Annotated in this window: 26 protein-coding genes and 1 pseudogene; 14 read left to right on the plus strand and 13 right to left on the minus strand. The window is 70.1% G+C overall.

Annotation, left to right across the window (positions count from 1 at the left end; translation table 11 throughout):
- Positions 1–129: 129 nt before the first annotated feature.
- The gene (locus CCN44_RS19570) at positions 130–477 is read left to right on the plus strand and encodes a hypothetical protein (protein WP_085571756.1); all 348 of its coding nucleotides are present in this window, start codon (positions 130–132) and stop codon (positions 475–477) included.
- A gap of 90 nt (positions 478–567) precedes the next feature.
- Here the strand turns inward: CCN44_RS19570 and CCN44_RS19575 are convergent, their stop codons facing one another.
- Positions 568–1806: a tyrosine-type recombinase/integrase gene (locus CCN44_RS19575; protein WP_237481495.1), complete on the minus strand. Its 1239-nt coding sequence runs from the start codon at positions 1804–1806 to the stop codon at positions 568–570.
- Entirely contained in the window at positions 1807–2088 is a 282-nt protein-coding gene (locus CCN44_RS19580; RefSeq protein ID WP_107502087.1) for a helix-turn-helix domain-containing protein, read from the minus strand.
- Positions 2089–2555: 467 nt separating this feature from the next.
- Between CCN44_RS19580 and CCN44_RS19585 the strand changes: the two genes are divergently transcribed.
- The 5 genes from CCN44_RS19585 (at position 2556) to CCN44_RS19605 (ending at position 7760) form a co-directional block, all read left to right on the plus strand.
- On the plus strand, positions 2556–2798 hold the full coding sequence (locus CCN44_RS19585) for a helix-turn-helix transcriptional regulator (RefSeq protein ID WP_175647442.1): 243 nt from the start codon (positions 2556–2558) through the stop codon (positions 2796–2798).
- A 137-nt stretch (positions 2799–2935) separates the two neighbouring features.
- Positions 2936–4195 (plus strand): DUF3631 domain-containing protein, encoded by a 1260-nt coding sequence (locus CCN44_RS19590; protein ID WP_085571755.1) that lies wholly within the window; start codon positions 2936–2938, stop codon positions 4193–4195.
- Positions 4196–4387: 192 nt separating this feature from the next.
- On the plus strand, positions 4388–5272 hold the full coding sequence (locus tag CCN44_RS19595) for a DUF2637 domain-containing protein (protein WP_086698422.1): 885 nt from the start codon (positions 4388–4390) through the stop codon (positions 5270–5272).
- Between the two features lie 131 nt (positions 5273–5403).
- A complete protein-coding gene (locus CCN44_RS19600; protein WP_086698423.1) occupies positions 5404–6054 on the plus strand; it encodes a MobC family plasmid mobilization relaxosome protein in 651 nt (216 codons plus the stop codon).
- On the plus strand, positions 6051–7760 hold the full coding sequence (locus tag CCN44_RS19605; RefSeq protein WP_086698424.1) for a relaxase/mobilization nuclease domain-containing protein: 1710 nt from the start codon (positions 6051–6053) through the stop codon (positions 7758–7760). Before CCN44_RS19600 ends, CCN44_RS19605 begins: the two co-directional genes overlap by 4 nt.
- 360 nt (positions 7761–8120) lie before the next feature.
- On the opposite strand, the gene CCN44_RS19610 is transcribed toward CCN44_RS19605, so the two are convergent.
- A complete protein-coding gene (locus CCN44_RS19610) occupies positions 8121–8675 on the minus strand; it encodes a flavoprotein (protein ID WP_086698425.1) in 555 nt (184 codons plus the stop codon).
- Complete coding sequence (locus tag CCN44_RS47840; RefSeq protein ID WP_085571751.1) at positions 8672–8863, minus strand: ferritin family protein; 192 nt, start codon at positions 8861–8863, stop codon at positions 8672–8674. The genes CCN44_RS19610 and CCN44_RS47840 overlap by 4 nt, the downstream gene beginning before the upstream one ends.
- Before the next feature lie 444 nt (positions 8864–9307).
- Between CCN44_RS47840 and CCN44_RS19620 the strand changes: the two genes are divergently transcribed.
- The 5 genes and pseudogenes from CCN44_RS19620 to CCN44_RS19645 all read left to right on the plus strand — a co-directional run bounded on the left by CCN44_RS19620 (position 9308) and on the right by CCN44_RS19645 (position 13946).
- Complete coding sequence (locus CCN44_RS19620) at positions 9308–10282, plus strand: STAS domain-containing protein (protein ID WP_086698426.1); 975 nt, start codon at positions 9308–9310, stop codon at positions 10280–10282.
- Positions 10283–10512: 230 nt separating this feature from the next.
- Positions 10513–11025, plus strand: coding sequence for a DUF5994 family protein (locus tag CCN44_RS19625; protein ID WP_236043887.1), 513 nt, complete (start codon positions 10513–10515; stop codon positions 11023–11025).
- Positions 11026–11149: 124 nt separating this feature from the next.
- Positions 11150–12343, plus strand: coding sequence for a PP2C family protein-serine/threonine phosphatase (locus CCN44_RS19630; protein WP_086698427.1), 1194 nt, complete (start codon positions 11150–11152; stop codon positions 12341–12343).
- A 171-nt stretch (positions 12344–12514) separates the two neighbouring features.
- A pseudogene (locus CCN44_RS19635) lies at positions 12515–13218 on the plus strand (DUF5994 family protein).
- Positions 13219–13559: 341 nt separating this feature from the next.
- Complete coding sequence (locus CCN44_RS19645) at positions 13560–13946, plus strand: STAS domain-containing protein (protein WP_086698429.1); 387 nt, start codon at positions 13560–13562, stop codon at positions 13944–13946.
- Here the strand turns inward: CCN44_RS19645 and CCN44_RS45100 are convergent.
- The 6 genes from CCN44_RS45100 to CCN44_RS19670 form a co-directional block, all read right to left on the minus strand.
- Positions 13895–14065: a hypothetical protein gene (locus CCN44_RS45100; protein WP_167404007.1), complete on the minus strand. Its 171-nt coding sequence runs from the start codon at positions 14063–14065 to the stop codon at positions 13895–13897. The genes CCN44_RS19645 and CCN44_RS45100 overlap by 52 nt on opposite strands.
- A 111-nt stretch (positions 14066–14176) precedes the next feature.
- The gene (amaP, locus tag CCN44_RS19650) at positions 14177–14770 is read right to left on the minus strand and encodes an alkaline shock response membrane anchor protein AmaP (protein ID WP_086698443.1); all 594 of its coding nucleotides are present in this window, start codon (positions 14768–14770) and stop codon (positions 14177–14179) included.
- Positions 14771–14780: 10 nt separating this feature from the next.
- Positions 14781–15470, minus strand: coding sequence for a DUF6286 domain-containing protein (locus CCN44_RS19655; RefSeq protein WP_086698430.1), 690 nt, complete (start codon positions 15468–15470; stop codon positions 14781–14783).
- The gene (locus CCN44_RS19660) at positions 15467–15913 is read right to left on the minus strand and encodes an Asp23/Gls24 family envelope stress response protein (RefSeq protein WP_086698431.1); all 447 of its coding nucleotides are present in this window, start codon (positions 15911–15913) and stop codon (positions 15467–15469) included. The genes CCN44_RS19655 and CCN44_RS19660 overlap by 4 nt, the downstream gene beginning before the upstream one ends.
- The gene (locus CCN44_RS19665) at positions 15910–16137 is read right to left on the minus strand and encodes a hypothetical protein (RefSeq protein WP_055539113.1); all 228 of its coding nucleotides are present in this window, start codon (positions 16135–16137) and stop codon (positions 15910–15912) included. Before CCN44_RS19665 ends, CCN44_RS19660 begins: the two co-directional genes overlap by 4 nt.
- Before the next feature lie 38 nt (positions 16138–16175).
- A complete protein-coding gene (locus CCN44_RS19670; RefSeq protein WP_086698432.1) occupies positions 16176–16607 on the minus strand; it encodes an Asp23/Gls24 family envelope stress response protein in 432 nt (143 codons plus the stop codon).
- Between the two features lie 133 nt (positions 16608–16740).
- Here CCN44_RS19670 and CCN44_RS19675 point away from each other — a divergent pair, with 133 nt between their 5' ends.
- Both CCN44_RS19675 and CCN44_RS19680 read left to right on the plus strand, forming a co-directional pair.
- On the plus strand, positions 16741–17526 hold the full coding sequence (locus CCN44_RS19675; protein ID WP_086698433.1) for a hypothetical protein: 786 nt from the start codon (positions 16741–16743) through the stop codon (positions 17524–17526).
- 319 nt (positions 17527–17845) lie between these two features.
- On the plus strand, positions 17846–18889 hold the full coding sequence (locus tag CCN44_RS19680) for a fatty acid desaturase family protein (protein ID WP_086698434.1): 1044 nt from the start codon (positions 17846–17848) through the stop codon (positions 18887–18889).
- Positions 18890–19045: 156 nt separating this feature from the next.
- Here CCN44_RS19680 and CCN44_RS44480 read toward each other — a convergent pair whose 3' ends face one another.
- Positions 19046–19528: a DUF5994 family protein gene (locus CCN44_RS44480; protein ID WP_086698444.1), complete on the minus strand. Its 483-nt coding sequence runs from the start codon at positions 19526–19528 to the stop codon at positions 19046–19048.
- Between the two features lie 565 nt (positions 19529–20093).
- On the opposite strand from CCN44_RS44480, the gene CCN44_RS19690 reads away from it, so the two are divergent.
- Positions 20094–20312 (plus strand): helix-turn-helix domain-containing protein, encoded by a 219-nt coding sequence (locus CCN44_RS19690; RefSeq protein ID WP_272935347.1) that lies wholly within the window; start codon positions 20094–20096, stop codon positions 20310–20312.
- Positions 20313–20350: 38 nt separating this feature from the next.
- On the opposite strand, the gene CCN44_RS47390 is transcribed toward CCN44_RS19690, so the two are convergent.
- Together CCN44_RS47390 and CCN44_RS19695 are read right to left on the minus strand one after the other, a co-directional pair.
- A complete protein-coding gene (locus tag CCN44_RS47390) occupies positions 20351–20476 on the minus strand; it encodes a hypothetical protein (protein WP_272935348.1) in 126 nt (41 codons plus the stop codon).
- Between the two features lie 22 nt (positions 20477–20498).
- Positions 20499–20885 (minus strand): glycine-rich domain-containing protein, encoded by a 387-nt coding sequence (locus CCN44_RS19695; RefSeq protein ID WP_237481499.1) that lies wholly within the window; start codon positions 20883–20885, stop codon positions 20499–20501.
- Positions 20886–21110 lie beyond the last annotated feature (225 nt).

Raw genomic sequence — 21110 nt, forward strand, 5'->3', positions numbered from 1 at the left:
GAATCCTGCCGGGGGCACAGCAAAGCACCAGGTCAGGAGCCCTTCCGTCCAGCGGACGGGAGGGCTCCTGCGCTTGCAGCACACATATGGCACACATGCCATGCGCGCGGACGGTGGGGAGCTGGCAGGATGCCCGTCAAGGATGATCTGGCCCGGCGCCGGCACGAGAAGTTGATCGACCGCCTTGAGTCGCTGATGCGGGCCGCGCTCAAGCCCGAGTACCAGGGCTACTACGGGCATCTGATCCTGAGCAGCGACGATCTCGCGGAGATGGGCGAGCTCAAGGACGTCCGGCGTGCCGCTCGGGAGGCGGGGCGTCGTCTCGGCTGGAAGGCGACCACCCAGCTCGTCGGTGGCCGGCTCTTTGTGCTCGACGAGCGGGAGGTTCCCGAGGAGATCGAGCAGCTGGCTGGAGACACGGCCGCTGCAGCGATTGACGGGGCCTGGCAGGAAGGCCGCCGACCGCGCGGCATCTGATCCGAGGGAGCGGCGAGGGGCCGCCCCACCGCAACAGCGTGGTGGGGCGGCCCCTTCGACTACGGCTCCCCCGCACGGATTAGGCACACATCACGCGGCGCCTTCCTCCAGTGCGGCCACCGCCTCAGCGGCCTTGCGGGCCTGCCGTTCCGCCTTCTCCAATTTGGCCTTCGCCTTGGCCAGCTGCTTGGCGCGGCGCTTGTGCATCTTCTTCGACACCTCGTCCAGACGGTCCGGGAAGAGGTGGCCGTACGTGTCCAACGTCAGGGTCGCGGACTTGTGGCCCAGCATCGTCTGTACGACGTTGACGTCCGCGCCGCTGGCGATGGCGAGCGAGGCCGCCGTGTGCCGCAGCTTGTGCGGGGTGACGTTGAGGTGCCCCAGCCCGGCCTTCACGACCGCTGGCGCGAAGAACCGCTGACGGAAGTTACGGGCACGCAGCGGGCCTCCCTGAGGGGCGGTGAAGAGCAACTCCTCATCTCCCCGGCCCTGGAGGTGGGGCTTCAACTCCTCTGCCAGGAACCGCGGGATCGGTACCGACCGGCGCTCGTGGTTCTTGGGGGTGTCGAGGTAGAGCTTGCCGTTGTCCTCGGCGTACGCCTCGACGATGTGCGCTCGGCAGGCGTCCAGGTCCACGCGACCCACCTTCAGCGCGGACGCCTCGCCCCAGCGCAGGCCGGTGTAGGCCAGCAGCAGGATGAACACCCGGTAGGCGCCCGACACGTTGGCCAGCGCGTCGACCTGCATGTCATCGAGGTACACGTGGTCGGCCGGCGCCGCCTTCGGCAAGGGCACGCCGACAGCCGGGTTGACCGCCAGACGACGAGCCTTGACCGCGTAGCCGAGAACGCGGCTGAGGACGACGTACGCCTTGCGGACCGACCGAGGGCTGAGCTTCCTGCCGCCTGCCGCCTCGCCGGACAGCAGATCCGCGAGCCACTCGGCGATGTCCTCGAACAGGATGCGGTCCAACGGTGTGGTGCCCCACCTGGGGATCACGTGGACGTCGAGAACGCCGCGATAGCGGCCCCGGGTCGAACGCTTGAGATGGATCTGCGCGGCCAGCCAGGACTCCGCCACCTCTGCGAATTTCACGCGTGCGGCTGCGGGATCGCGGTAGGAGCCGTCGTTGAGACGGGACTCCATCCTCGTCCGCTCCGCCTCGGCGTCGACCTTGCGGGCGAAGGTCTTCATCTTCGGCTTGCCATCGGGGTCGTACCAGCGCACGCGGTACCGCCCCGGCGGCGTACGGCCCGCCCGCTTGGCTTCCGCCGCGGCCCGTATGTACGTCCCGTGCCCGATGCGGTCCTCAATCCAGACCCGCGCCAACTAGCACCCCCTCCGGTCATTACTGGACACCGACGGGAGCGGCAGGAGCAGGGCCATGGGAGGAACACCGAGCGCGGTGGCGATGGCGACGAGGTCGTCGACATCGCAGCGTCGGTGGGCGCGTTCGGTTCGGCTGAGGGCGGTGTTGGACATCGGGCGGCCCAGCGCGGTGCAGCGGGCGGCGAGCTGGTGCTGGGTCAGGCTGCGCACGAGGCGTAGGTGCTCGATGGCGCGGGCGGTGCGGAGGCCGGCGGGGCCTATTTCGACAGGTCGGGTTGCCATGACAGGTAGCTGTAACTTGCATCCGGCCGTCATAGCAAGAGTTAGTTCTTAAACTCTATAAAAGTCGCCCGGGGGCGAAGTGGTGTTCGTCTCGCCGAATTCCGGTACATCACGAGCCTTTTCAGCGGAGAGGCCGTGCTATCTTCCCTCCGCGTCATGGAGATGGGCGATTTGAGCGACTATCAGCCATAGTGTCCGGTAGGCTGACCGCGCCACTGATGACTGCTGGGCGCTATCTCTGAGCTGCGGAGGTACCGGATTCCGACCCCTCTGCCAGCCGTTGCGCCACAGAAAAATTCCAGGCTCTGCGGGAGCGATTTCGGCAACCGGGGATCCGCCCTTACTGTTTGGTCTCCCCCGACCACGCTGAGAGAAGTAGTACAGAGTTTCAGAACTAACTCTGGACTTTTCCCTTGGCGGTGTGGCTGTGTTGTCCAGGCCCGTTGTTCAAGACGAAAAGGAGCCCTGTGCCGAAGACCTCTCCCCGCAGTACCAACGTCCCTGTCGCCACCGCAGCTGCCCAGCGCGGCCCGCTGGCCACCCCTGCGGAGGTCGCCGCCTACCTCGGGGTGCCGGTGAAGACCCTCTACCAGTGGAAGTACCGGGGCATCGGCCCCAACGTGCACAAGGTCGGCCGCCACCTGCGCTACCGCTGGCACGAGGTGGACGCCTGGCTGAACGCCCAGGCCACGTACGACCTCGTGGTCTGACGCCGCCCTTTCAGGGACAGCGAAACGGCTCTCGGCGAGCCACCGCCGAGAGCCGCACAGTCCCTGCCCCATCGCCCCTGAATGACCGATCCGGTGGGCCGGGCCTTGCCCGTCCGGCCCACCAGGGAGGAACGCCTGTGGACGAACCTACGTCCTCCACCACCCCTACCGCATCCCCGACGCCCACCTGGCCGCCCGTCGCCGTCCCCGGCCAGGCAGCTCCCGCAATACCCGAACCCTCGCCCGCCGAGGACGAGAAGCCTCCCCAGGCTCCAGAGGGCGCCGCCTTGCTGGACGAGCTGCGGGAAGCCATCGCCCGGTACGTGATCCTGCCCAGCAGCGAGGCGCTGACCGCCGTCACACTGTGGGTCGCGGCCACGCACATCCAGCCCGCCCTCCAGCACGCGCCTCGTCTCGCGGTGGTCGGACCGGCGAAACGGTGCGGCAAGTCCCGCCTGCTGGATGTGATCACGGAGACCGTGCGCGAGCCGCTGATCACGGTCAACACCAGCCCGGCGGTCGTCTTCCGCGCCATCGGCGATGACCCGCCCACCCTGCTGGTGGACGAGGCCGACACCATCTTCGGCAGCATCAAGGCCGCCGAGAAGAACGAGGAGCTGCGCGGCCTGCTCAATGCCGGCCACCAGCGCAACCGGCCCGCCCTGCGCATCTCCGGGCCCGAGCACAAGCCTCAGGCGTTCCCCACCTTCGCCATGGCAGCGCTCGCCGGCATCGGGGATCTACCGGACACGGTCATGGACCGGGCGGTGGTGATCCGCATGCAGCGCCGCAAGGATGGTGAGCGGGTCGAGCAGTTCCGCTCCCGCCGCGACATCCCGACCCTGCACGGCCTGCGCGACCGGCTGACCGCCTGGCTGCGCCCCCTGATGGACACCGCAGCGGACTTGGTACCGCCGATGCCGGTGCAGGACCGGGCGGCAGACACCTGGGAACCGCTCGTAATCGTCGCGGAACTGGCGGGCGGCACCTGGCCCGAGGAGGCCCGCGCCGCGTGTGCGTCCATGTGCGCGGCCGAGGCAGGCAAGGACGACGAGTCGAACCTGAAGACCCGCCTGCTGCAGGACATCCGGCGCGCCTTCGCACGCTGCGGTGATCCCGACATCATGCGCACCCGGGACCTGCTGGACGAACTCCTCAAGGACCAGGAGGCGCCGTGGGCCGAGTACGGCACCGCCGGCCTGAGCCCACGCCACCTGGGCATCCTCCTCAAGGACTTCGATATCAAGGCCGCCACTCACCGCTTTGAAGGCGGCCGGCAGGCCAAGGGCTTCGCCCGCCTCCGCTTCGCCGACGCCTGGGCCCGCTACTGCCCCGAGGAGCCGACGCCCGACAGCGGCGACGAGAGCACCGCCCCCGGCCCGGGCCTGCACTCGTAAAGACTCGTCGCACTCGTCGCGTCGCAGGTCAGCCCCGCGACGAGTGTCGTCGCCGTGACGAGTCCACTCGTATCACGCCAACCTTCCGTACCTGCTGTGACCAGGCACGCGACGAGTGCGACGAGTGCGCACCCCCTCCCACCAGCCTCACTCGGTGCCCATGGCACCCGCTCCCCGCCTGGAGTACCCCGCTTGCCTTCACGCACCGCCCAAGCTCCCGCGCCGGTACTGACCGCAGCGATCCGCCTCGGGGTCGCCCTGGTCGGCACGATCGGCTTCGCCCTCTCCTACGACGCTCTGCGGCAGATGGCCGTCGCCATCCACGTCCGCGGAATCCTCACGTACGCCTTCCCCCTGGTGATCGACGGTTTCATCGCCATCGGCGTCGCCGCCCTGCTCATCCTGCGCACCGCACCCTGGCGCTCCCGGCTGTACGTCTGGGCACTCGTCGGCATCGCCACGATCACCAGCATCTGGGCCAACGCCCTGCATGCCGTCCGCCTCAACCAGCAGGCTCACACCACCGGGCTCCACCTGGACGACATCACCGTCGGCGCCCTGTCAGCCATCGCCCCGCTGGCACTGGCCGGAGCCGTCCACCTTGACCTGGTCATCCGCCGCCACCCCACACGCCACGTTCAAGAGGTCGCCACCACAAAGAGCCACAACGCCCCTGGCTACGGCCACAACCACACCGACTACGCCGAGCCGACTCCGTCATCCGAGGGCAACGCCGGTCTGCCAGAGCAAGCAGAGATGCCCGATGTGGCCGGTCGCCCCCGCGACGTGGTGCGGGACGCCGCCAATGTGCCGCAGGCTCGGAAACCGCTCGCCACGGCAGAGGGCCACGAACGCGACGTCACCTTCGACGAACTCCTCGCCCTCGCCCGCACGGCACCGCTGGGACGCGGAGGCCGCGCGTCACGCCGCAACATCGAGGCGGCGATACGAGACGCCGGCTACCGCATCGGCAAGGACCGCCTGACCCGGATCAAGGACCGGGTGCAGGCCGAACTCGACCAGGCCGCCAGCCAGTGGCGGGCCGAGCCCGACAAGGGACCCGCCAACGCCCTCTGAGGCTCCCAGCAGCACCCACCACCCTGCGAACTCGACTTCTCTCGCTCGTCCCCGCGCTGACCAGTACGGGGACGAGCCAGCCGTCGAATCGCGTCACCGTCGCACCGCAACACCACATGGAGAACCGCTCTATGCCCGACCTCCACAATGAACTCCCCACTAGCCAGCAGGAGGTGACCACCGCCGTCACCCAGCCAGCAAGGTATGACGTTGGACCGTCCAGGGGCCGGTCCAACGCGGACACCTCCGCCCCGGGGGTGGCGGAGGACTTCGGGCACCAGGGGGTGCCCGAGGAGGAGGCACCCGCCGACGCAGCCGAGCAGTCGCCCGCCGCCAGCGCCGACGAAGTCACCTTGCGTCGTCTCGCTCGCCGCCGTTCCCGCGAGGACGTCCAGCGCAAAAAGCGTGTCGACGTCCGCTACAGCGTCGACGAGAAGACCCGGATCCTCACCCGGGCCCGTGAGATGGGCATCGCCGGCGCCCACCTCGTCGGCGCCGTGATCATGGCCTACCTCGATGGCGATCTCACCGTGGGCCTGGCCGGGCAGCGCACCCAGCTCGATGATTGCCTCGACAAGCTCGACGCCCTGCGGGCCGAGGTCGCCCGCATCGGCAACAACGTCAACCAGATCGCCCACCGCCTCAACGCCGGAGGGGATCCACACCCTGTGGACACCGCCGTCCTCGCGCAGACCGAGCGCACCCTGGACGCTGTCCGCGCCGCGATCGGCGACATCGCGCAGACCATGAACCACGCTGTCTCCGCGAAGGCGGCCCAGTGATCGCCAAGATCGGCAGCGGCAAGGACACCGCCGGCCTGATCCGGTACCTGTTCGACACGAAGAAGGCCAAGGACCACACCGACCCGCACCTGATCGCCTCCTGGGACGGCTTCGCACCCGACCCAGGCCGCGCCGACGACTTCGACGCCACAAAGAAGCGCCTCGTGGCCGACCTCGACCTGCGGGTCAAGCAAGCCCGCCGACTGGGCCGGGTACCCGAGCGGCACGTGTGGCACTGCTCGGTACGTGCCGCCCCCGGCGACCGGCACCTCACCGACGCCGAGTGGGCGGACATCGCGCGCCGCATTGTGGCGGCCACCGGGATCGCGCCACAAGGCGACCCCGACGGGTGCCGTTGGGTCGCCGTACGCCACGCCGACGACCACATCCACATCGCCGCCACCAAGGTCCGAGGAGACCTGAGCACCGCCCGCCACTGGAACGACTACCTGAAGGCCGACAAGGAACTCGCCGCCATCGAGAAGGAATACGGACTCCTGCAGGTCGTGCGCGGCGACCGCACCGCCACCAAGCGCCCCACCCGCGCCGAGATGGAGAAAGCCCGCCGCGCCGGCACGACTCGGACCTCCCGCGAGCGCCTGCGCACCACCGTCCGCCAGCTGGTGTCCATCGCCACCAGCCCGGAGGAATTCCTCCACCTGCTCGACGGCGTCGAAGGCGTCCTCGTCGATGTTCAGCACTTTCCCTCCGGCGACGTACGCGGGTACAAGGTCGCCGTGGCAGGCGACACCAACGCCGCCGGCGAGCCGATCTGGTTCTCCGGCGCCAAACTCGCCCCCGACCTGTCCTTCCCCAAGATCCGCGAACGCCTCACCGCCATCGAGGCTCCGCCCGCAGCGGAGCCGGGCAGCCGGCGCAGGCCCAACCCCTGGTACCAGGCCACCGCCGCGGCTGAGCGCATCCCCCACCACCTCGACCACGGTGACGACGCGGCAGCCCAGGCCCACATCGCAGCCTTTGGCGAAGCCATCGATGTCCTGCCGCTGCTCGCCCCCAGCCACCTGCGGCCACAGCTGCAACAGGCCGCCACAGCGTTCGAACGCGCCACCCGCTCCCGCATCCGCGCCCAGCAGGACCAGGCACGCGCCCTCCGGGGCGCCGTCCGCGCGCTGCGCACCGTGCCGGTCACCGGTGACGGGTCCGGGCTGGCGATGTTCCTCGACATCGCCGTGCTCGTCATCTTCGCCACAGCCCGCTGGCACCAGGCTCGCCAGCACGACCAGCAGGTCGCCGCCGCCCACCAGGCCCTGGTCCACCTGCAGGCCGTCTACCAACAGGCTGCTGCCGAGCCACTGGCCGCCCTGGCCCAGCGCCAACCACCGGCCCGCACCATGGAGCGGCACGCCCAGCGGATCCTCGTGATCGTGCCCGAACACGCTCAGCAGATCCTCGACGACCCCGCCTGGCCGGCACTGGCCGCCGCCCTGACCGAAGCCGAGACCGCCGGCCACGATCCCGAGCTGCTCCTCCAGCATGCCGCCCGCCAGCGCACCCTGGACGACGCCCGCTCCACCGCCAGGACCCTCACCTGGCGCATCCAACGCCTCGCCGCCCGGCAGGCCCCCAGCGCCCGAGCACGAGCCGCCCAAGCCCGCACGAGCGTTGCAGCACGAACGGCACAGCGTGGCCAGACCCCACCGAGCCCTTCGCAGCCTGGGCCTGCGACACCTTCTCGACACCGGTAATTCCGGCACTGACGGCCTCGCGCGCGAGGCCGTCAGCAGGAGGAAGGCACCTGTCCCGTTCACCCCCAGGTTTCCCACACCGCTGACACCACACAACGGGCGCTTGGCCGGTCCAGGACGGGCGCGGGTTTCCTGAGTGAACATTCGCGCGTTTCCTGAGTGAACGCTCTGGTGTTTCCTGAGTGAACGGTCTTTACCCGGGGGACCCCCTCCTACTTCCGGATCAGCTCGCCTCGGCAGCAGCCCAGCACGTCCGCACGAGGAGGAGTGATTGCCTCGCTCCCCGGTGACCTCGTCGGCAGCCTGGCGAACGGGCGTCGACGATGATCACTGCGGTCCGTCTCCGGTGAAGGAACCGCGTCACCGCACCGTGCTGACCAGAGGCTCCAGCAACTCCAGCGCTTCCTCCCAGCGGAAGCGATCCGCCGCGCCACCGGCCCTCGGCCGGTGCGGTTCGCACGAGCCGATCAGGACGCCCATCCCCTGCAGACGGTCCAGGCTCTGCTGATAGGCAGGGTGGGCGGCCTGGGCTGAGTTCAGGTAGGGCAGTGCCACGGTCGGGATGCCCATGCCGTACGCCTCGCACAGGATGCCCAGGGCGAGGGTGTCTGAGATCCCGGCGGCCCACTTGTTGATCGTGTTGAACGTGGCGGGAGCGACGGCGATCGCGTCCGCCGGAGGCAGGGGGCGCGGGTCTCCCGGTGAACGCCAGCCGGAGCGGATCGGGTAGCCGGTCTGTGCCTCGATCGCCTTGACGTCGATGAAGCCGAGTCCCTGCGGTGTGGCGATGGCGCCGACGTCCCAGTTCGCCTCCTGGGCGGTGGTGATGAGCTTGCCGACGTCACGGGCAACACCTGCCGCGCACACGACGACGTACAGGAAGGGCTTCTTGTCCGGAGCGGTCGGCTCGGTCACGCGGGGACTCCCAGTTGGCGGCTGAAGTGGTGCAGTTCCGGCAGGGTACGACGGCGGTCGCGGGCGGCCATGTCGGCGACCAGGTTGCGGACGTCGGGACGGCGGATGTCCTGGGCTGCGGCGTGCTGCTGCTGGTAGCTGGCCGGGGCGCCGCAGGTCGTGAGGAAGACGAGCTTGCCGAAGGTCATGCCGTCTCAAAACCTGATCTTCAGACGCCGTGTCGTCGGGGCAAGTCCGCCCGCGCTGCAGGCTGCCTTACGGGAGGGGGCACGCTGGAGGTGGCCTTGGCAAGCCGGGCCTGGCGCGAACCCATGCGCTCGTACTCGCGGCAGAGCCCGGACCGTGGGGACGGCCCGTGAGGTGATGCGGCCCCTACCGTGCCGCGCGCCCGTCGAAGCAGCCGCTTCCGGTTGCGGCCGACGTACGGTTGAAGTACCGAGGGCACCACGCACTCCGGCCGCCCCGCCGGGTCGTCCTCGGCGAGAGACGAACCCCGGGCCGCCCCAGTGGTCGGTGCGGAGACGGGTCGGCATCATGTCCGCCGCGGTCGAAGCAACTCCGCGCAAGCTCATCATGGCAGGGGCCGCGCTGAACACCCGTGCAGGTCCGCAACCCCGCCGAGGGGAGGCGTGATGGCCTTTGCCCGGCTGGACATCCATCGGCGGAACCGAGGAGAGCGGACGCTCGTCACGCTTGCCGGCGACATCGGGCCGGCCACGACGCCGCTGCTGCGGGCCGCAGTGGAGCAGTGTCTGCTGGACGGTGTCACCGTGATCGACATCGATATGACCACGGTCGGCTCCTGCGACGCCAGGGGCTTGGACGTCCTCCTGTCGGCATCACGGCGCGCCAGCCGGGTCCACGCTCGCCTGCGGCTGCACCATCCGTGCGCGCAGATCACCCGGCTCCTCGATACCACCGGAACGACTTCGCTGCTCCTTACGGCCCCCGTGAGTCCCGTGCCGCCCGCCGCATCCGGCGACCTCATGAGTACCGCGACGCGGGCGCCCGAGGACCCCGCTCGTCGGCCGGATCAGCGGGTCCTCAGGGACGGGATCCGCCTTCGACGGCTGACCCGCCGGCAGGCAGAAGACATGCGCGAGGACATCGCGGACCTGGCTGCGGAGTCCGTCGCGGGCACCGCCGGCGAGGCGTACCACGACCGTGGAGACTTCCTGCACCGCTTGGCGGTCACCGCCCACCGCCCCGGCTTCGCCCTGCTGGTCGCCGAGACGACGGTGCTGGTCGGTTGCGCCTTCGGTTTTCCGGTGGGCTCTGACGGCTCCGGCCGCCGGGGGTTCGACGGAACGCTCCAGGAGATCATCCAGCGGCTCACCTCCCGCGCACGGTTCGTCGTCCTCACCCAGGTCGTGGCCCATCCGCACGCTCAGCACCGCGATATCGCCCGCCGCCTGCAACAGCGTCTGCTCACAGACCTGCGGTCCTCCCTCGGGGTCACCCTGCTGCATCCTGCCGACCAGGCAGGACAAGCCGCCTTCTCGTCCTGGGGCTGGCAGGACATGGGCGAGGTGGTCGGGCTGCCCGGCCCCGTCGCCCCCTGTGTGTTGACCCTGTCTTCCGAAGGGCAGCCCTCGGCACGCCGATGATTCGGCAGAGGAGCGATGAGCCGGCGGTCGTACGCGGCCCGGGCCGCCACGCCACCCGTCGTCCGCCGTACGGACGTGTCTCGACGCGATGGCTGCGCGCCACGCCGCCCGCCACAGCCGGGAGTAGCCTGACAGGTACCGAGAACTGTCGGGCGCACGACCACGGCGGCGCCGTTCCCGGCGAGTGACAGACACGGGCAGCCGGAAACCGCCCGGATCGGGATCGCACGATGAACGCCATCACCAAGTCCGCCAAAGGTACGGCCCCAGGTGACGGACACTCCTACCGGATGCCCTTGCCCCGGCTGCGCCTCACGCCGGATGTCAGCCATGGCCCGCTGGACGGCGCATGGTGGCCGCGCTGCGACGCACTGGAACTGGAGCTGCCCGCGCTGGTCGGCTCCTTGGATCCGAGCATCGGCACCGTCACGCGCGTGACCGTGGGTACCGCCGCCTGGCCAGATGCCCCGCAGGAGGTGATGGCACCGGGGCATGTGATCGAGGTGGCCCTGAGCAACGGGGCGGCCGAGATGCATGCCATCACCGTGGACTGCGGCACCGTGGGGCGCTGGGAACTGCTCGTGGTCCCACCGGACGAACCGGCCGGAACGGCAGCCCTGCTGCTGACCGCCGCCTCCGACCCCGAGAACCCCTTGTCCGCCCCGCGCCTGCTGGCACTCGCCGAGAGCGGCCTCGACGGACAGGACACATGGGAGTCGGAAGGAGGAGCCGGACCCAGGTAAGCAGCCCGACCCGGCCTGCCACGCGTACCCGGCGGGCCCGGGCGTCCACGACCCCGTGATGGAGCCATGGCACCGACAGATCCCTTGTCATACCGGCCCGCCCCTGACCATGGCGGGTGAGGGGATGACGGCAGGACGGCGCGCGGACCGCTCCGAGAGCTTCGGAGAAGCTCTCCTCGGAAAGATCCTCGACAGCGCGCACGAATTGCCGCCCCATCTCATCGGGCCCCTGATCGCTGACGTGGTGGACCGGCTCGGTGGCCGCCGACCGCAGGTGCTGTTGCAGGACTACGGCCAGCTGCTGCTCGTACCGCTGCCCGGTGAGGGCCTCACGGGCGGGGAACCTCAGGTGATCGACGACTCCGAGGCGGGCCGCTGCTTCCTCGACGCGGTCCCCGTGGAGGTGCCCCGGGAGGACGGCGTCCGGGTCCACCTGCCCCTGCTGGACGGCGGTGACCAGGTGGGGGTCATGGCCGTGACGCTGGACATCGTCGACGACCACGACCGCCGCCTGCTGCTCAGAATCTCCGGCCTGGTGGCCGACCTGCTGGTGACCAAGCACGGCTACTCCGACCTGTTCTTCGGCGTCCGACGCGGCGAGGCGATGAGCGTCGCCGCGGAGATCCAGTGGTCGCTGCTGCCACCGCTGGCGATGATCATGCCCCGGGTCGCCGTCGCCGGGATCCTGGAACCCGCCTACGACGTGGGCGGTGACAGCTTCGATTACGCGCTCAACGACGACGTCCTCCACGTGGCCATGATCGACGCGATGGGCCACGGACTGGACGCGGCCACGATGGCCACCGTGGCCATCGGCGCCTACCGCCACGCCCGCCGGGCCGGCATCGGACTGCCGGAGATCTACGACTTCATGGACCGCGCCGTGGCAGAGCAGTTCGGTCCCGAGCACTTCGTTACCGCACAGATGATGCAGCTGGACACGACGACGGGACGGGTGCAGTGGATCAACGCCGGGCACCCGTCGCCGATCCTCGTCCGCGACCACCGCGTCGCACAGCGTCTGGTCGCCCCGACGACCCTTCCCGTCGGCCTGGGTGGTTCGGTGCCTCGGATCAGCGAGCTGGGGCTGGTGCGCGGGGACCGCGTCCTCTGTTTCACCGACGGAGTGGTCGAGGAGCACAAGAGCGGTGGGGAGGAGTTCGGGGAGCACCAGCTGATCGACTGCGTGAACCAACTGGAGAGGACCGGGCGCGGCATCCGGGCGGTGACGCGATCCCTGTCCCACACGCTCAAGCAGGCGAGGGGCGGGCGGACCAGCGATGACGCGACCCTGCTCATGGTGGAGTGGCGCGGCTGACCTCTCACTCCCGCCGTCCGACACCGTTGTGCCGGCCGCGCCCGGCGGCGACGGTCCTTCAGCCCGAAGGACGGGAGCTCCCGGCACGCGCTGACACTGCCCGGAGATCACCCGGCCGGTACTCCACTCCATGTGGCCGTTGCTCCGCGCCGCAGCGAAACGCGGAGTAGTGTGGACAGTACCGAGGGCATTTCGCACACCGGCTTCCACGCCGGGTCGTTCTCGGCGAAAGATGAACCCGGGCCGCCGCAGAGGCGGCCCGGAGACGGGTCCGCATCATGTCGGCGACCTTGTACTCCACTCTGCCGCACCCCGAGTCCGTCGCAGCCCCGGCCGCGCGTCTCGCACTGAAGACCGAGAGCCCCTCCCGCGGACTCCTGGACGGAGCCTGGTGGCCCCGCTCCCGTGATCTGCTGAGCGAACTGCCGGCACTCACCGACGTGTTGGATCCCCTGTGGGGCCGCATCACCCGCATCGCCGTCAACCCGGAACACTGGCCGGTCATCCCCCGCGCGGTTCCCGTGGACGGCCACATCGTCAAGGTCGGCTGGTTCACCCCGGAGATCGACCCGCACAAGCTGCTGCTGCTCTCCTACGGCACCGGCCGCTGGGATCTCCTGGTCATCCCGCCCGAGACCGGGGCGGAGTCTGCGGCCCGGCTGATGGCTGCCGCGTCCGACCACGACGGCCCGCCCCTGACCGCGAGCGCGCTCATCGCCGCGGACGAGGCCCGGCACGGCGTCTTGGCGGCCGACCAGCCACTGGACCCGGGCGAGGCATGGGAGTACGAGGGCGGCGCCTCCGCGGTGTCCGTAGCCGTTCCCCCGCAGACCGGTCCGCCCGGCCGGGCCAGCCGGCTGATCATCGGTATGTGAGGTGGCCGCCATGAACGCCTTCCTGACAGCCGCCGCTTTCGTGGTCCTCATCGCAGCGGCGGCGTACGTGATCCACCGGCTCGGCCTCCAGCACGCCGACAGGATCGCCGCGTACCGGTACAGCACCCCCCGGCCCGGCCGCCGCGGCCGCTGCCTGCCGCAGCCGTACCGGGCACCACGAGTGAGCATCCGGGCGCCCCACCGGCCGCCCGGCCGCGCCTCGGTACCGTCGGCTCAGTCCGCGGCGACGCGTGCCCGGGGTGTACACCCGGGCCCCGGACCGGGCGGGAAGCGGCCGGGACCCGTGGACCGAGGCATCTGAGCATCCGAACCGAGGCGTCATGACTCTTCCGCAGCTGAACATCTACCGGCACGACCGGGACAGGCGGGCACTGGTCACCCTGGCCGGTGTGATCGACCCCGCCACCGCGCCCCAGATGCGCGCCGTTCTGGAGCGGTGCCTGCAGGACGGCATCACCCTCATCGACGTCGATCTGACCACCGTCGACCGCTGTGACAGCAGCGGCCTGCGCGTCTTCCTCGACGTGTCACGGCACGCCGCCGAGACTCACGCGTCCCTGCGGCTGCACCACCCCTCCCCGCAGACCGAACGACTGCTCATGGACACGGGCTCCGACCGTCTGCTTCGTACGACGAGGCCAGGAGGGGCGCGGCCTCAGCGGGCCGGGCGCCGAGGAGATCGCCACACGGAGCGGGCCGCCAGGTAGAGCAGATCGGCGATGAGGAGCAGTACACCGGCGGAGGTGAGATAGAGCATGCCGTCGACGCCCGCCCCGATGGCGATCAGAGCGATTCCGGCGACGAGCAGGGTCAGGAACAGGACCATGCGGAATGCCTCCCTGGAGAGAGCCGCGGCGTAGATGACTTTGGGGCAGTCGTGAAGACCTGCCCTGCGAGCCAGACCGGGTCCCCCGTTGGGAGTCAGGCCCTGTGGATCTCAGCCGACCCGTCGTGCGCGGTGGCGGACTTCCTTGAGTCGGACCTTCGAGGGGAGGCGGTCCAAGCCAGCCGAGTCCCGCGCGTGCGTGAGTGTTTCCCGGCTCAGTCGCCCCAGAGTCCACGCTGGATCCGCATGAGGCTCCAGCAACAGCCGCACGCGCGCAGCCGGAGCGGAGCTTCGGCCCGTCAGCCGTGCATGCGCCCCCGAGACCCCGTCCAGGGCCTGCGCCTCTTCCTCGATCACGTCCTCCAGTGTGCCGCCGTCGAGCCGGGCCGCCGCCCCGTCCCCGCTGTCGACGAGGACGCCGCCCAGGCGGCGCCTGCGCTGTGCGAGGAGCCACCACAGCAGCAGGACCAGCAGCACCGCGAGCACCGCGATGACGGTCGGCCACCACCAGCCTTCCTCCCGCCACCGGGTGCGTCCCTCGGTGCCCAGCACCACGTCGTCCGGCCCGCGGAAGGGCCACCAGCCCGGCATGCCGAAGTCCCAGCGGCGCGGCAGGTCCAGCCCGCCCAGCAGCACGCCGCCGCCCAGGGCGAACAGTCCAAGGCCGAGAAGCCCCAGCAGCACCCGGTTAACTGTCTTGAGCATCGGGATCACCTCAGCCCTTCTTCGGACGCCGGACGCGCACGGTCAGCGTGGGCTGCCGGGCGAGACCCATGAACGTCACGGCTTCGCCCAGCGTGGCGTCCAGGTCCGCGCGGACCTCCTCGAGATCGCGGAAATGGGCGCGCGCCCGGGCTTTGACCTTCCGGCGGCCGACGGCGACCTGTGCCGACTGGACACCGGGTACCTGCACGGCCCGGTCGCGCAGAACAAGGCTGGCCGCGCGGCGGTCGAGCCCGGCGCGGACCTCCCCTGTCCCGGGGATACCGGTGGGCTGCCGCATGGGCAGCAGCCTGCGCAGTCCCGGCGTCACCGCCAGCAGGAACAGCCACAGGCCGAGGGCCATCGCCACTGCGGCCCCGACGATCATCCAGACGTCATCCAGTGGCCGTGTGGCCAGTTCCTCAGCAAGCCGCCGCCGCCAGCGCATCGCAGACCGGCCTGCCCGGACCGAAACCACGTCGTACAGGAGCACTCCGATGGCCGCGGCGGACAGCAGGGCCACCACGGCCGCGGGAATCCGCCGCGTTGACCAGAAACGGCGCGCCGACCGGCCTGGTGCATCGATCGCCGCCGTCGCGCCCGAGCCCGCCCCCGGGGTGCCATCGGCGGACGGAGCTGCCTGTCCGGGTTCGGGGGGAAGGTCGCTGTCACCGGTCGGCTGCCGCCAGGTGTTCGCGCTCATCTCACCCTCTCCTGGTCCGTGTGGCGCGTATGCGCCGAGTGCAGCCTCTCGACCGTCACCGCAAGGTCGGACACCTCCATGCCGGCCCATGTCCTGAGCCGGTCGGTAACCTCCCGGCGCACTGCGGCGCACTGCGCCCCGATGTCGGACGGATAGCCGAGCTCGACGGTGATGCGCAGCCGTGCCTCGCCGAGCGCCGCCTGCCGTCCGCCGGCAGACTCGGCGTCTCGTCCTGCGGTATCCCGCTCCGGTGCCCGCCGCACGGAAGTGGTCACGCGTGGTGTCCGGCGGCCGGGGGGTACGTGGTCGACCGAGTCGGTGAACCGGCTCAGCGCCTCGCGCGCCACGTGGGAAGCGATCTTCGCAACGACCCGGTCGGCGATGGTGATCGCACCGCGCTCCCCACGGGGAATGCCCGGACGCCGATTGGCTTCACCGGTCACTGCCGCCAGTCTCCCCGTGCCCGTCGCCGGTCATCTCGGATCCGCTCCTGCCGGTCCCGGCGGCGGACGAAGTCGCCCGGTTCGAGATCGCCTTCCATGAACCGCCCGACCACGAGTCCGACGACGCCCAGCCCCAGCACCAGCAGGAAAGCCCAGAAGTCACCGAAATACGCGGCGAAACCCAGCGCCATCCCGGCCATCAGGCCCACCACGGCTCTGCTCATCACGCGCTCCTTCGCTCACGCGGGCTGCTGCGCCCCGGCTACTGGATCCGCTGCCGCTCTTCCCCTTCGTCCTCCTCGTCGGGGAGCTTCACATCGCTGACCGTGATGTTGACTTCGACGACTTCGCGATCCGCCATCCGCTCCACCGCGGAGATCACGTTCTCCCGCACCTCACCGGCCACGTCCGTGATGGAGACGCCGTAGTCGACGACGATCTCCAGGTCGATGGCCGCCTGCTTCTCTCCGACCTCGACGCTGACCCCGCGTGTGACGGACTTGCCGCTGCCTGCGCCGGGCATCCGCTCCCGCATGGATCCCATTGAGCGCGCGAATCCGCTGCCCAGGGCATAGACGCCGCGCACGTCCCGTGCTGCCATTCCGGCGATCTTCTCCACCACCACATCAGCGACCGTCGTCCGGCCACGAGAAGCGGGAGCGCCACTGCGCCTTACGGCGGTGATCTCGGTCATCGGGATATTCCTCCCTTAGAGGCCCATCTGACCCTCTTTTCTGCGATTATATTCACGTTAGGGCGCATTGCCGGAATTGAACACTGCGAGGCACGAGGGTCCGACAAGTCACCTGAAAGAGGGTGCGAGGCCGGTGAAGACCGAAGCAGGGACGCAGGCGGTACGGCACCAGTTCGGCCTGGGCCGGCTGCTCCCGCTGGGCGGGCCCGCCGACGGGGCTTGGATCACCGAGCAAGCGGCCGTCCAGACCCTCAGGCGGGCCGCGAACGAGATTCCCGGGGTGCGGCTGGAGTCTCTGCGCATCGGGCCGGCGCCGCTCGAATCCGTGTCCGAGCCGGCCGTCCGTCCGCCGGCCAGCGCGATGCCGCCGGGCCCGCTCAGGATCGAAGCCGCCTTTTCGGCATCACTCGGGGAGCCACTGCCCGAAACCGCCGACCAGTTGAGGAGCAGACTGCTGGACGCGGCCGCTCGACGGCTCGGCCTGGCCACCGTGGCAGCCGACCTGCGCGTCACGGATCTCCATGAGGCCCCGCAGACAGCCACGGAGACGCGGACCGTTGTGAGATCCATGACGCTCACGCCGCAAAGCACAGCCGCAGCAAGGACCGCAGCCGCACGGAGCTCGCTCCCCGTGACCGGAGCGGGCTCCCCGCGAAGGCCCGTCGGGGATCTGGCGGACGTCGCAACGGGTGTTCCGGGCGTCGCCGGCCTCACCACCGTGCTGGGGAGCCGCCCGGTCAAGATGGAGGACCATGCCGACCCACCCGGCCGGCGTGTCGAGGTCCACCTCGCGGTCGCCCCTGGACACCATCCTCTGGAAGTCGCGCGCACCGTCCGGGCCGCCGTGGCCGACGCGGCGACCACCGACGCCCCGGGCCCGGTCACCGTTGCCGTCCTCATCACCGAGACCGCGGCTTGACCGGACAGGCGTCGAGCACTCATCAGCGATCAGCAGATCCGCTTCACCGGCCGGAGTCGGTTCTGTCTGTCGACATGCACGCGGACCGCTCCGGAGGCCCCGTCTGGCACGGTGTGAGACGCCTGCGGCGGGGTACCCGCTAGAAACAGAGGGTCTGCGCAGCAGCCGCTGACGGACGAAGCAGACGCCTCCCAGCTCCGTGGTCGTGTGATGTGTCCCGCAACCACGGAGGACGAATAGCCCTGCCTGCGGCCCGGTCCAGCGGCTCCCGGGGCGGCGCCGGGCCACTCGGCCCTTCTTCGGAGAGAGTTTCACCATCATGAGCAGTAACACCGCGGTCCGCCCCCCGCCCTCGGAGGCGTCCGGAAGTGACTTCGCCCGCTTGTCGAGAAAGATCGCCGCCGCCGGGCTGCTGGGGCGCCGTCCCGGCTACTACGCGCTGCGGACCACGGTGGTGGCCGGGCTCTACGTCAGTGGGTGGGCCGCCGTCGCGCTCATCGGCGACAGTTGGTGGACTCTGGCGGTCGCCGCCTTCCTCGGGGTCGTGTTCGGCCAGGTCGCCCTGCTCGCCCATGACGCGGCGCACCGCCAGGTGTTCCGCCGGCGGCGGGCCAGCGAGGTGTCCGGACGGATCGCCGGTGCCGGTATCGGGATGGGCTACGGCTGGTGGCAGGACAAGCACACCCGCCACCACGCCAACCCCAACCACGAGGAACTCGACCCCGACCTCGACCCCGACCTGCTGGTCTGGTCCCAGGACCAAGCGCGGGCGGCCAAGGGGCTCCCCCGCCTGATCGGCCGCTGGCAGGCGTTCCTGTTCTTCCCGCTCCTCACCCTGGAGGGCTTCAACCTGCACGTGTCGAGCGTGAAGGCACTGGCCAATCGTTCGCTGAAGCACCGCACGCTCGACGGCGTCCTGCTGTTCACGCACTTCGTGCTCTACCTGACCGTGCTGCTGTGGCTGCTGCCGCCCGGCATGGCGATCGCCTTCCTCGCCGTCCACCAGTGCCTGTTCGGCGTCTACCTGGGCTCCCTCTTCGCGCCCAACCACAAGGGCATGCCGATCCTGACAGGCGAGGACCGCCCGGACTTCCTCCGTCGCCAGGTGCTCACCTCACGCAACGTGCGCGGCGGCATGCTCACCGACATCGCACTGGGCGGGCTGAACCACCAGATCGAGCACCACCTGTTCCCCAGCATGCCCAGCCCCAACCTGCGCAGGGCCCGGACCATCGTGCGGCGCCACTGCCAGGAACTGGGTGTGGACTACGTGGAAACCGGGTTGGTCACCTCCTACCGGTTGGCCCTCGCCAGTCTCCACCGTGCCGGAGCACCGCTCCGGCAGGCACGTGTCCCCATCTGAGAGACCCTGCCGGAGCCGTCGGAGGCCGTGATGTGGCCACCGTCGACACGCCCCGGTCCGCGCGGAGCACCGCGAAGAGCACGACGGCTGCAGTGGCGCGGCTGACCTCGCCCCGCCGTCCGACACCGTTGCGCCGTCGAGCCCGGCGGTGATCCGTCAGCCCGACGAACCGCGCCCGCTCCCGGTGTCGATGAGGATCTGTTCCGCCTGGCTGATGTTGTCCGCCAGGACCGCCTGGGCCATCGCGGTGCGGGCGGCGTCCGGTGCCGCGTCCGGCGGGACCACCAGGAGCGAGAAGATGTCCCGGTCGCCCCGGGTGATCAGGACCGTGTCGTCACCGACCGGGAAGGAATCGATGTGCACCACGCGGTCGTCCACGAGGATGCGCGTCGGGAGACCTTCCCAAGCTGCGGTGTCCAACCCCACGCGGGCCACAGGGCCGAGATGGGCGATGAGGGCACTCAGCAGCGCGGGCAGCTCGGCGCCCATGTCGCGCGAGCGCGGCCACCACGCACCATCGAGGACGCCTTCACGTGATGCGGTCGTCTCCAGCCGGAGAAGCGCACAACCCGGCCGCACGGCCTCGTGGACACCGCTGGGCAGACGCCGGGGAACAGGAGGTGTGTCCGAGCTGGTCATGAGGACCACCCGTCTGTAGGGCAGGCGCGACAACGGGACCGCCTCGCACCTGCCACCCTACTCCTGGTGTCACGCGCGCCGGCGTCTCCGAAATCGCCCTCCATCGACCGGTCCCAGCCGGAACGGATCCAGCACACATGAGGCCGGGAAACCCCGTGAACACACGAGAACCACGGAGGAGTGTTTTCCCAGGCCAGGCGACCTGCAGCGAGCGTTTCCACAGGTCGCAGGCTCGTTCGGAGAAAACTCCTAAAGCGGGTGTCGCAGGTTCGAATCCTGCCGGGGGCACAGACCTAAGTAGCAGTCAGAGGGGTCAAAGGCCCCCCGTTCAAATCGAACGGGGGGCCTTCCTCATTATCGGATGCCACATAGATGCCACATCCCCACGCGATCTTGCTCGGAGACGCATACGCCCCTGCGGTCGCTCCGTTCCGCTCCGCACCCCCGTTCACCAGGGGTGGGGCGGCGTGTGGCGAGTTCCTCAGATCAAGATCATTAAATTTGCTCGGCCAGGCGAAGACAAGAGGTGTTGATCGTTACAGCGTGGGCGGTGCCACTCGATCCGATGCCCGACTGGGTACTCACCCGCCGCCGGGAGATCGGGGCACGCATCCGCACGGCCCGCCTACGCGCCGGCCTCACCCAGATACAGCTCGCCGAGCGCATCGGCCGGGAACACCGCACGATCCACCGCTGGGAGTACGCGCGGCACATCCCGAATCTGCAAGATCTGCTGCTCGTCGCCGACGCCTTAGGCGTACCCCTCGCCGACCTTGTCCGGTGAAGGGCCCGGCCGTTCATCTCCGCGGCCGGGCCCCGCCGTCAGCCCTGCCGCAGGACGATGAACGCCCGCCGCGGCTGCGGCTCCGGGGCACGCGAGTCCGGCTGCTGCGCGCGTCGCCACGCCGCCACCAGGTCCGCGTACCGCGGGTCAATCCACTCGGACATGCCGCCTCCCTTCACCGGGAGGCTAGACCACACCGCCGGGCTTCGGGCGCGGCGTGATGACGATCGTGCAGTCCGGTGCGTGCTGGCACTTCGCCGCCACCGACACGAGCATCTCGCCCGACGGCGGCCCCCACAGCTCAGGGTCCGCCTCCCACCCGAGGCCGCCGATCGTCTCGCGGGTACGGTCGATGATCGGCGGGTCCCAGTTCGTCGGGTCGTAGCCCGGCGTGTGGTGGACGAACCGGCCTGGGCCGCCGAGCCGCACGCACAGCTCCGCGTACATCGCCGTGTGCAGGATCAGGGCGTGCCAGCCCTCGTCCACGATCCGGCTCGGTGCAAGGCCAACGCCCGGGTTCGCCGCGCAGGCGGCCACGAACTTCAGGCCCTCCTCCACGATCCGGCCGGCCATCTGCTCGCTCAGTTACAACTTTCTCTACTGGTTCAAGGCGGCTCGCTCCGCTCACCGCGCGCGGCCCGGCCCCCGGCCGGGCCTGCGCTCCTGTCTCCGCCCCGCTCCAACCCGGCCGGCGCCCGTGCCGCGCGTACAGCGATCAGCCGCCTGACGTTAGAGAAGGGGCACCTCGTGGCTGAGACGGCCGGCTCCACGGCTTTACGCAGCCGCTCCACCGACCTG

Source organism: Streptomyces tricolor, assembly GCF_002155905.1.
Classification (GTDB): Bacteria; Actinomycetota; Actinomycetes; order Streptomycetales; family Streptomycetaceae; genus Streptomyces; species Streptomyces tricolor.

Coding starts and splice junctions, on each gene's coding strand:
- CCN44_RS19570 (WP_085571756.1), top strand. CDS start 130: ATGCCCGTCAAGGATGATCTGGCCCGGCGCCGGCACGAGAAGTTGATC.
- CCN44_RS19580 (WP_107502087.1), bottom strand. CDS start 2,088: ATGGCAACCCGACCTGTCGAAATAGGCCCCGCCGGCCTCCGCACCGCC.
- CCN44_RS19600 (WP_086698423.1), top strand. CDS start 5,404: ATGCCCGACCTCCACAATGAACTCCCCACTAGCCAGCAGGAGGTGACC.
- CCN44_RS47840 (WP_085571751.1), bottom strand. CDS start 8,863: ATGACCTTCGGCAAGCTCGTCTTCCTCACGACCTGCGGCGCCCCGGCC.
- CCN44_RS19620 (WP_086698426.1), top strand. CDS start 9,308: ATGGCCTTTGCCCGGCTGGACATCCATCGGCGGAACCGAGGAGAGCGG.
- CCN44_RS19625 (WP_236043887.1), top strand. CDS start 10,513: ATGAACGCCATCACCAAGTCCGCCAAAGGTACGGCCCCAGGTGACGGA.
- CCN44_RS19630 (WP_086698427.1), top strand. CDS start 11,150: ATGACGGCAGGACGGCGCGCGGACCGCTCCGAGAGCTTCGGAGAAGCT.
- CCN44_RS19645 (WP_086698429.1), top strand. CDS start 13,560: ATGACTCTTCCGCAGCTGAACATCTACCGGCACGACCGGGACAGGCGG.
- CCN44_RS45100 (WP_167404007.1), bottom strand. CDS start 14,065: ATGGTCCTGTTCCTGACCCTGCTCGTCGCCGGAATCGCTCTGATCGCC.
- amaP (WP_086698443.1), bottom strand. CDS start 14,770: ATGCTCAAGACAGTTAACCGGGTGCTGCTGGGGCTTCTCGGCCTTGGA.
- CCN44_RS19655 (WP_086698430.1), bottom strand. CDS start 15,470: ATGAGCGCGAACACCTGGCGGCAGCCGACCGGTGACAGCGACCTTCCC.
- CCN44_RS19665 (WP_055539113.1), bottom strand. CDS start 16,137: ATGAGCAGAGCCGTGGTGGGCCTGATGGCCGGGATGGCGCTGGGTTTC.
- CCN44_RS19670 (WP_086698432.1), bottom strand. CDS start 16,607: ATGACCGAGATCACCGCCGTAAGGCGCAGTGGCGCTCCCGCTTCTCGT.
- CCN44_RS19680 (WP_086698434.1), top strand. CDS start 17,846: ATGAGCAGTAACACCGCGGTCCGCCCCCCGCCCTCGGAGGCGTCCGGA.
- CCN44_RS44480 (WP_086698444.1), bottom strand. CDS start 19,528: ATGACCAGCTCGGACACACCTCCTGTTCCCCGGCGTCTGCCCAGCGGT.
- CCN44_RS19690 (WP_272935347.1), top strand. CDS start 20,094: ATGCCCGACTGGGTACTCACCCGCCGCCGGGAGATCGGGGCACGCATC.
- CCN44_RS47390 (WP_272935348.1), bottom strand. CDS start 20,476: ATGTCCGAGTGGATTGACCCGCGGTACGCGGACCTGGTGGCGGCGTGG.
- CCN44_RS19695 (WP_237481499.1), bottom strand. CDS start 20,885: ATGGCCGGCCGGATCGTGGAGGAGGGCCTGAAGTTCGTGGCCGCCTGC.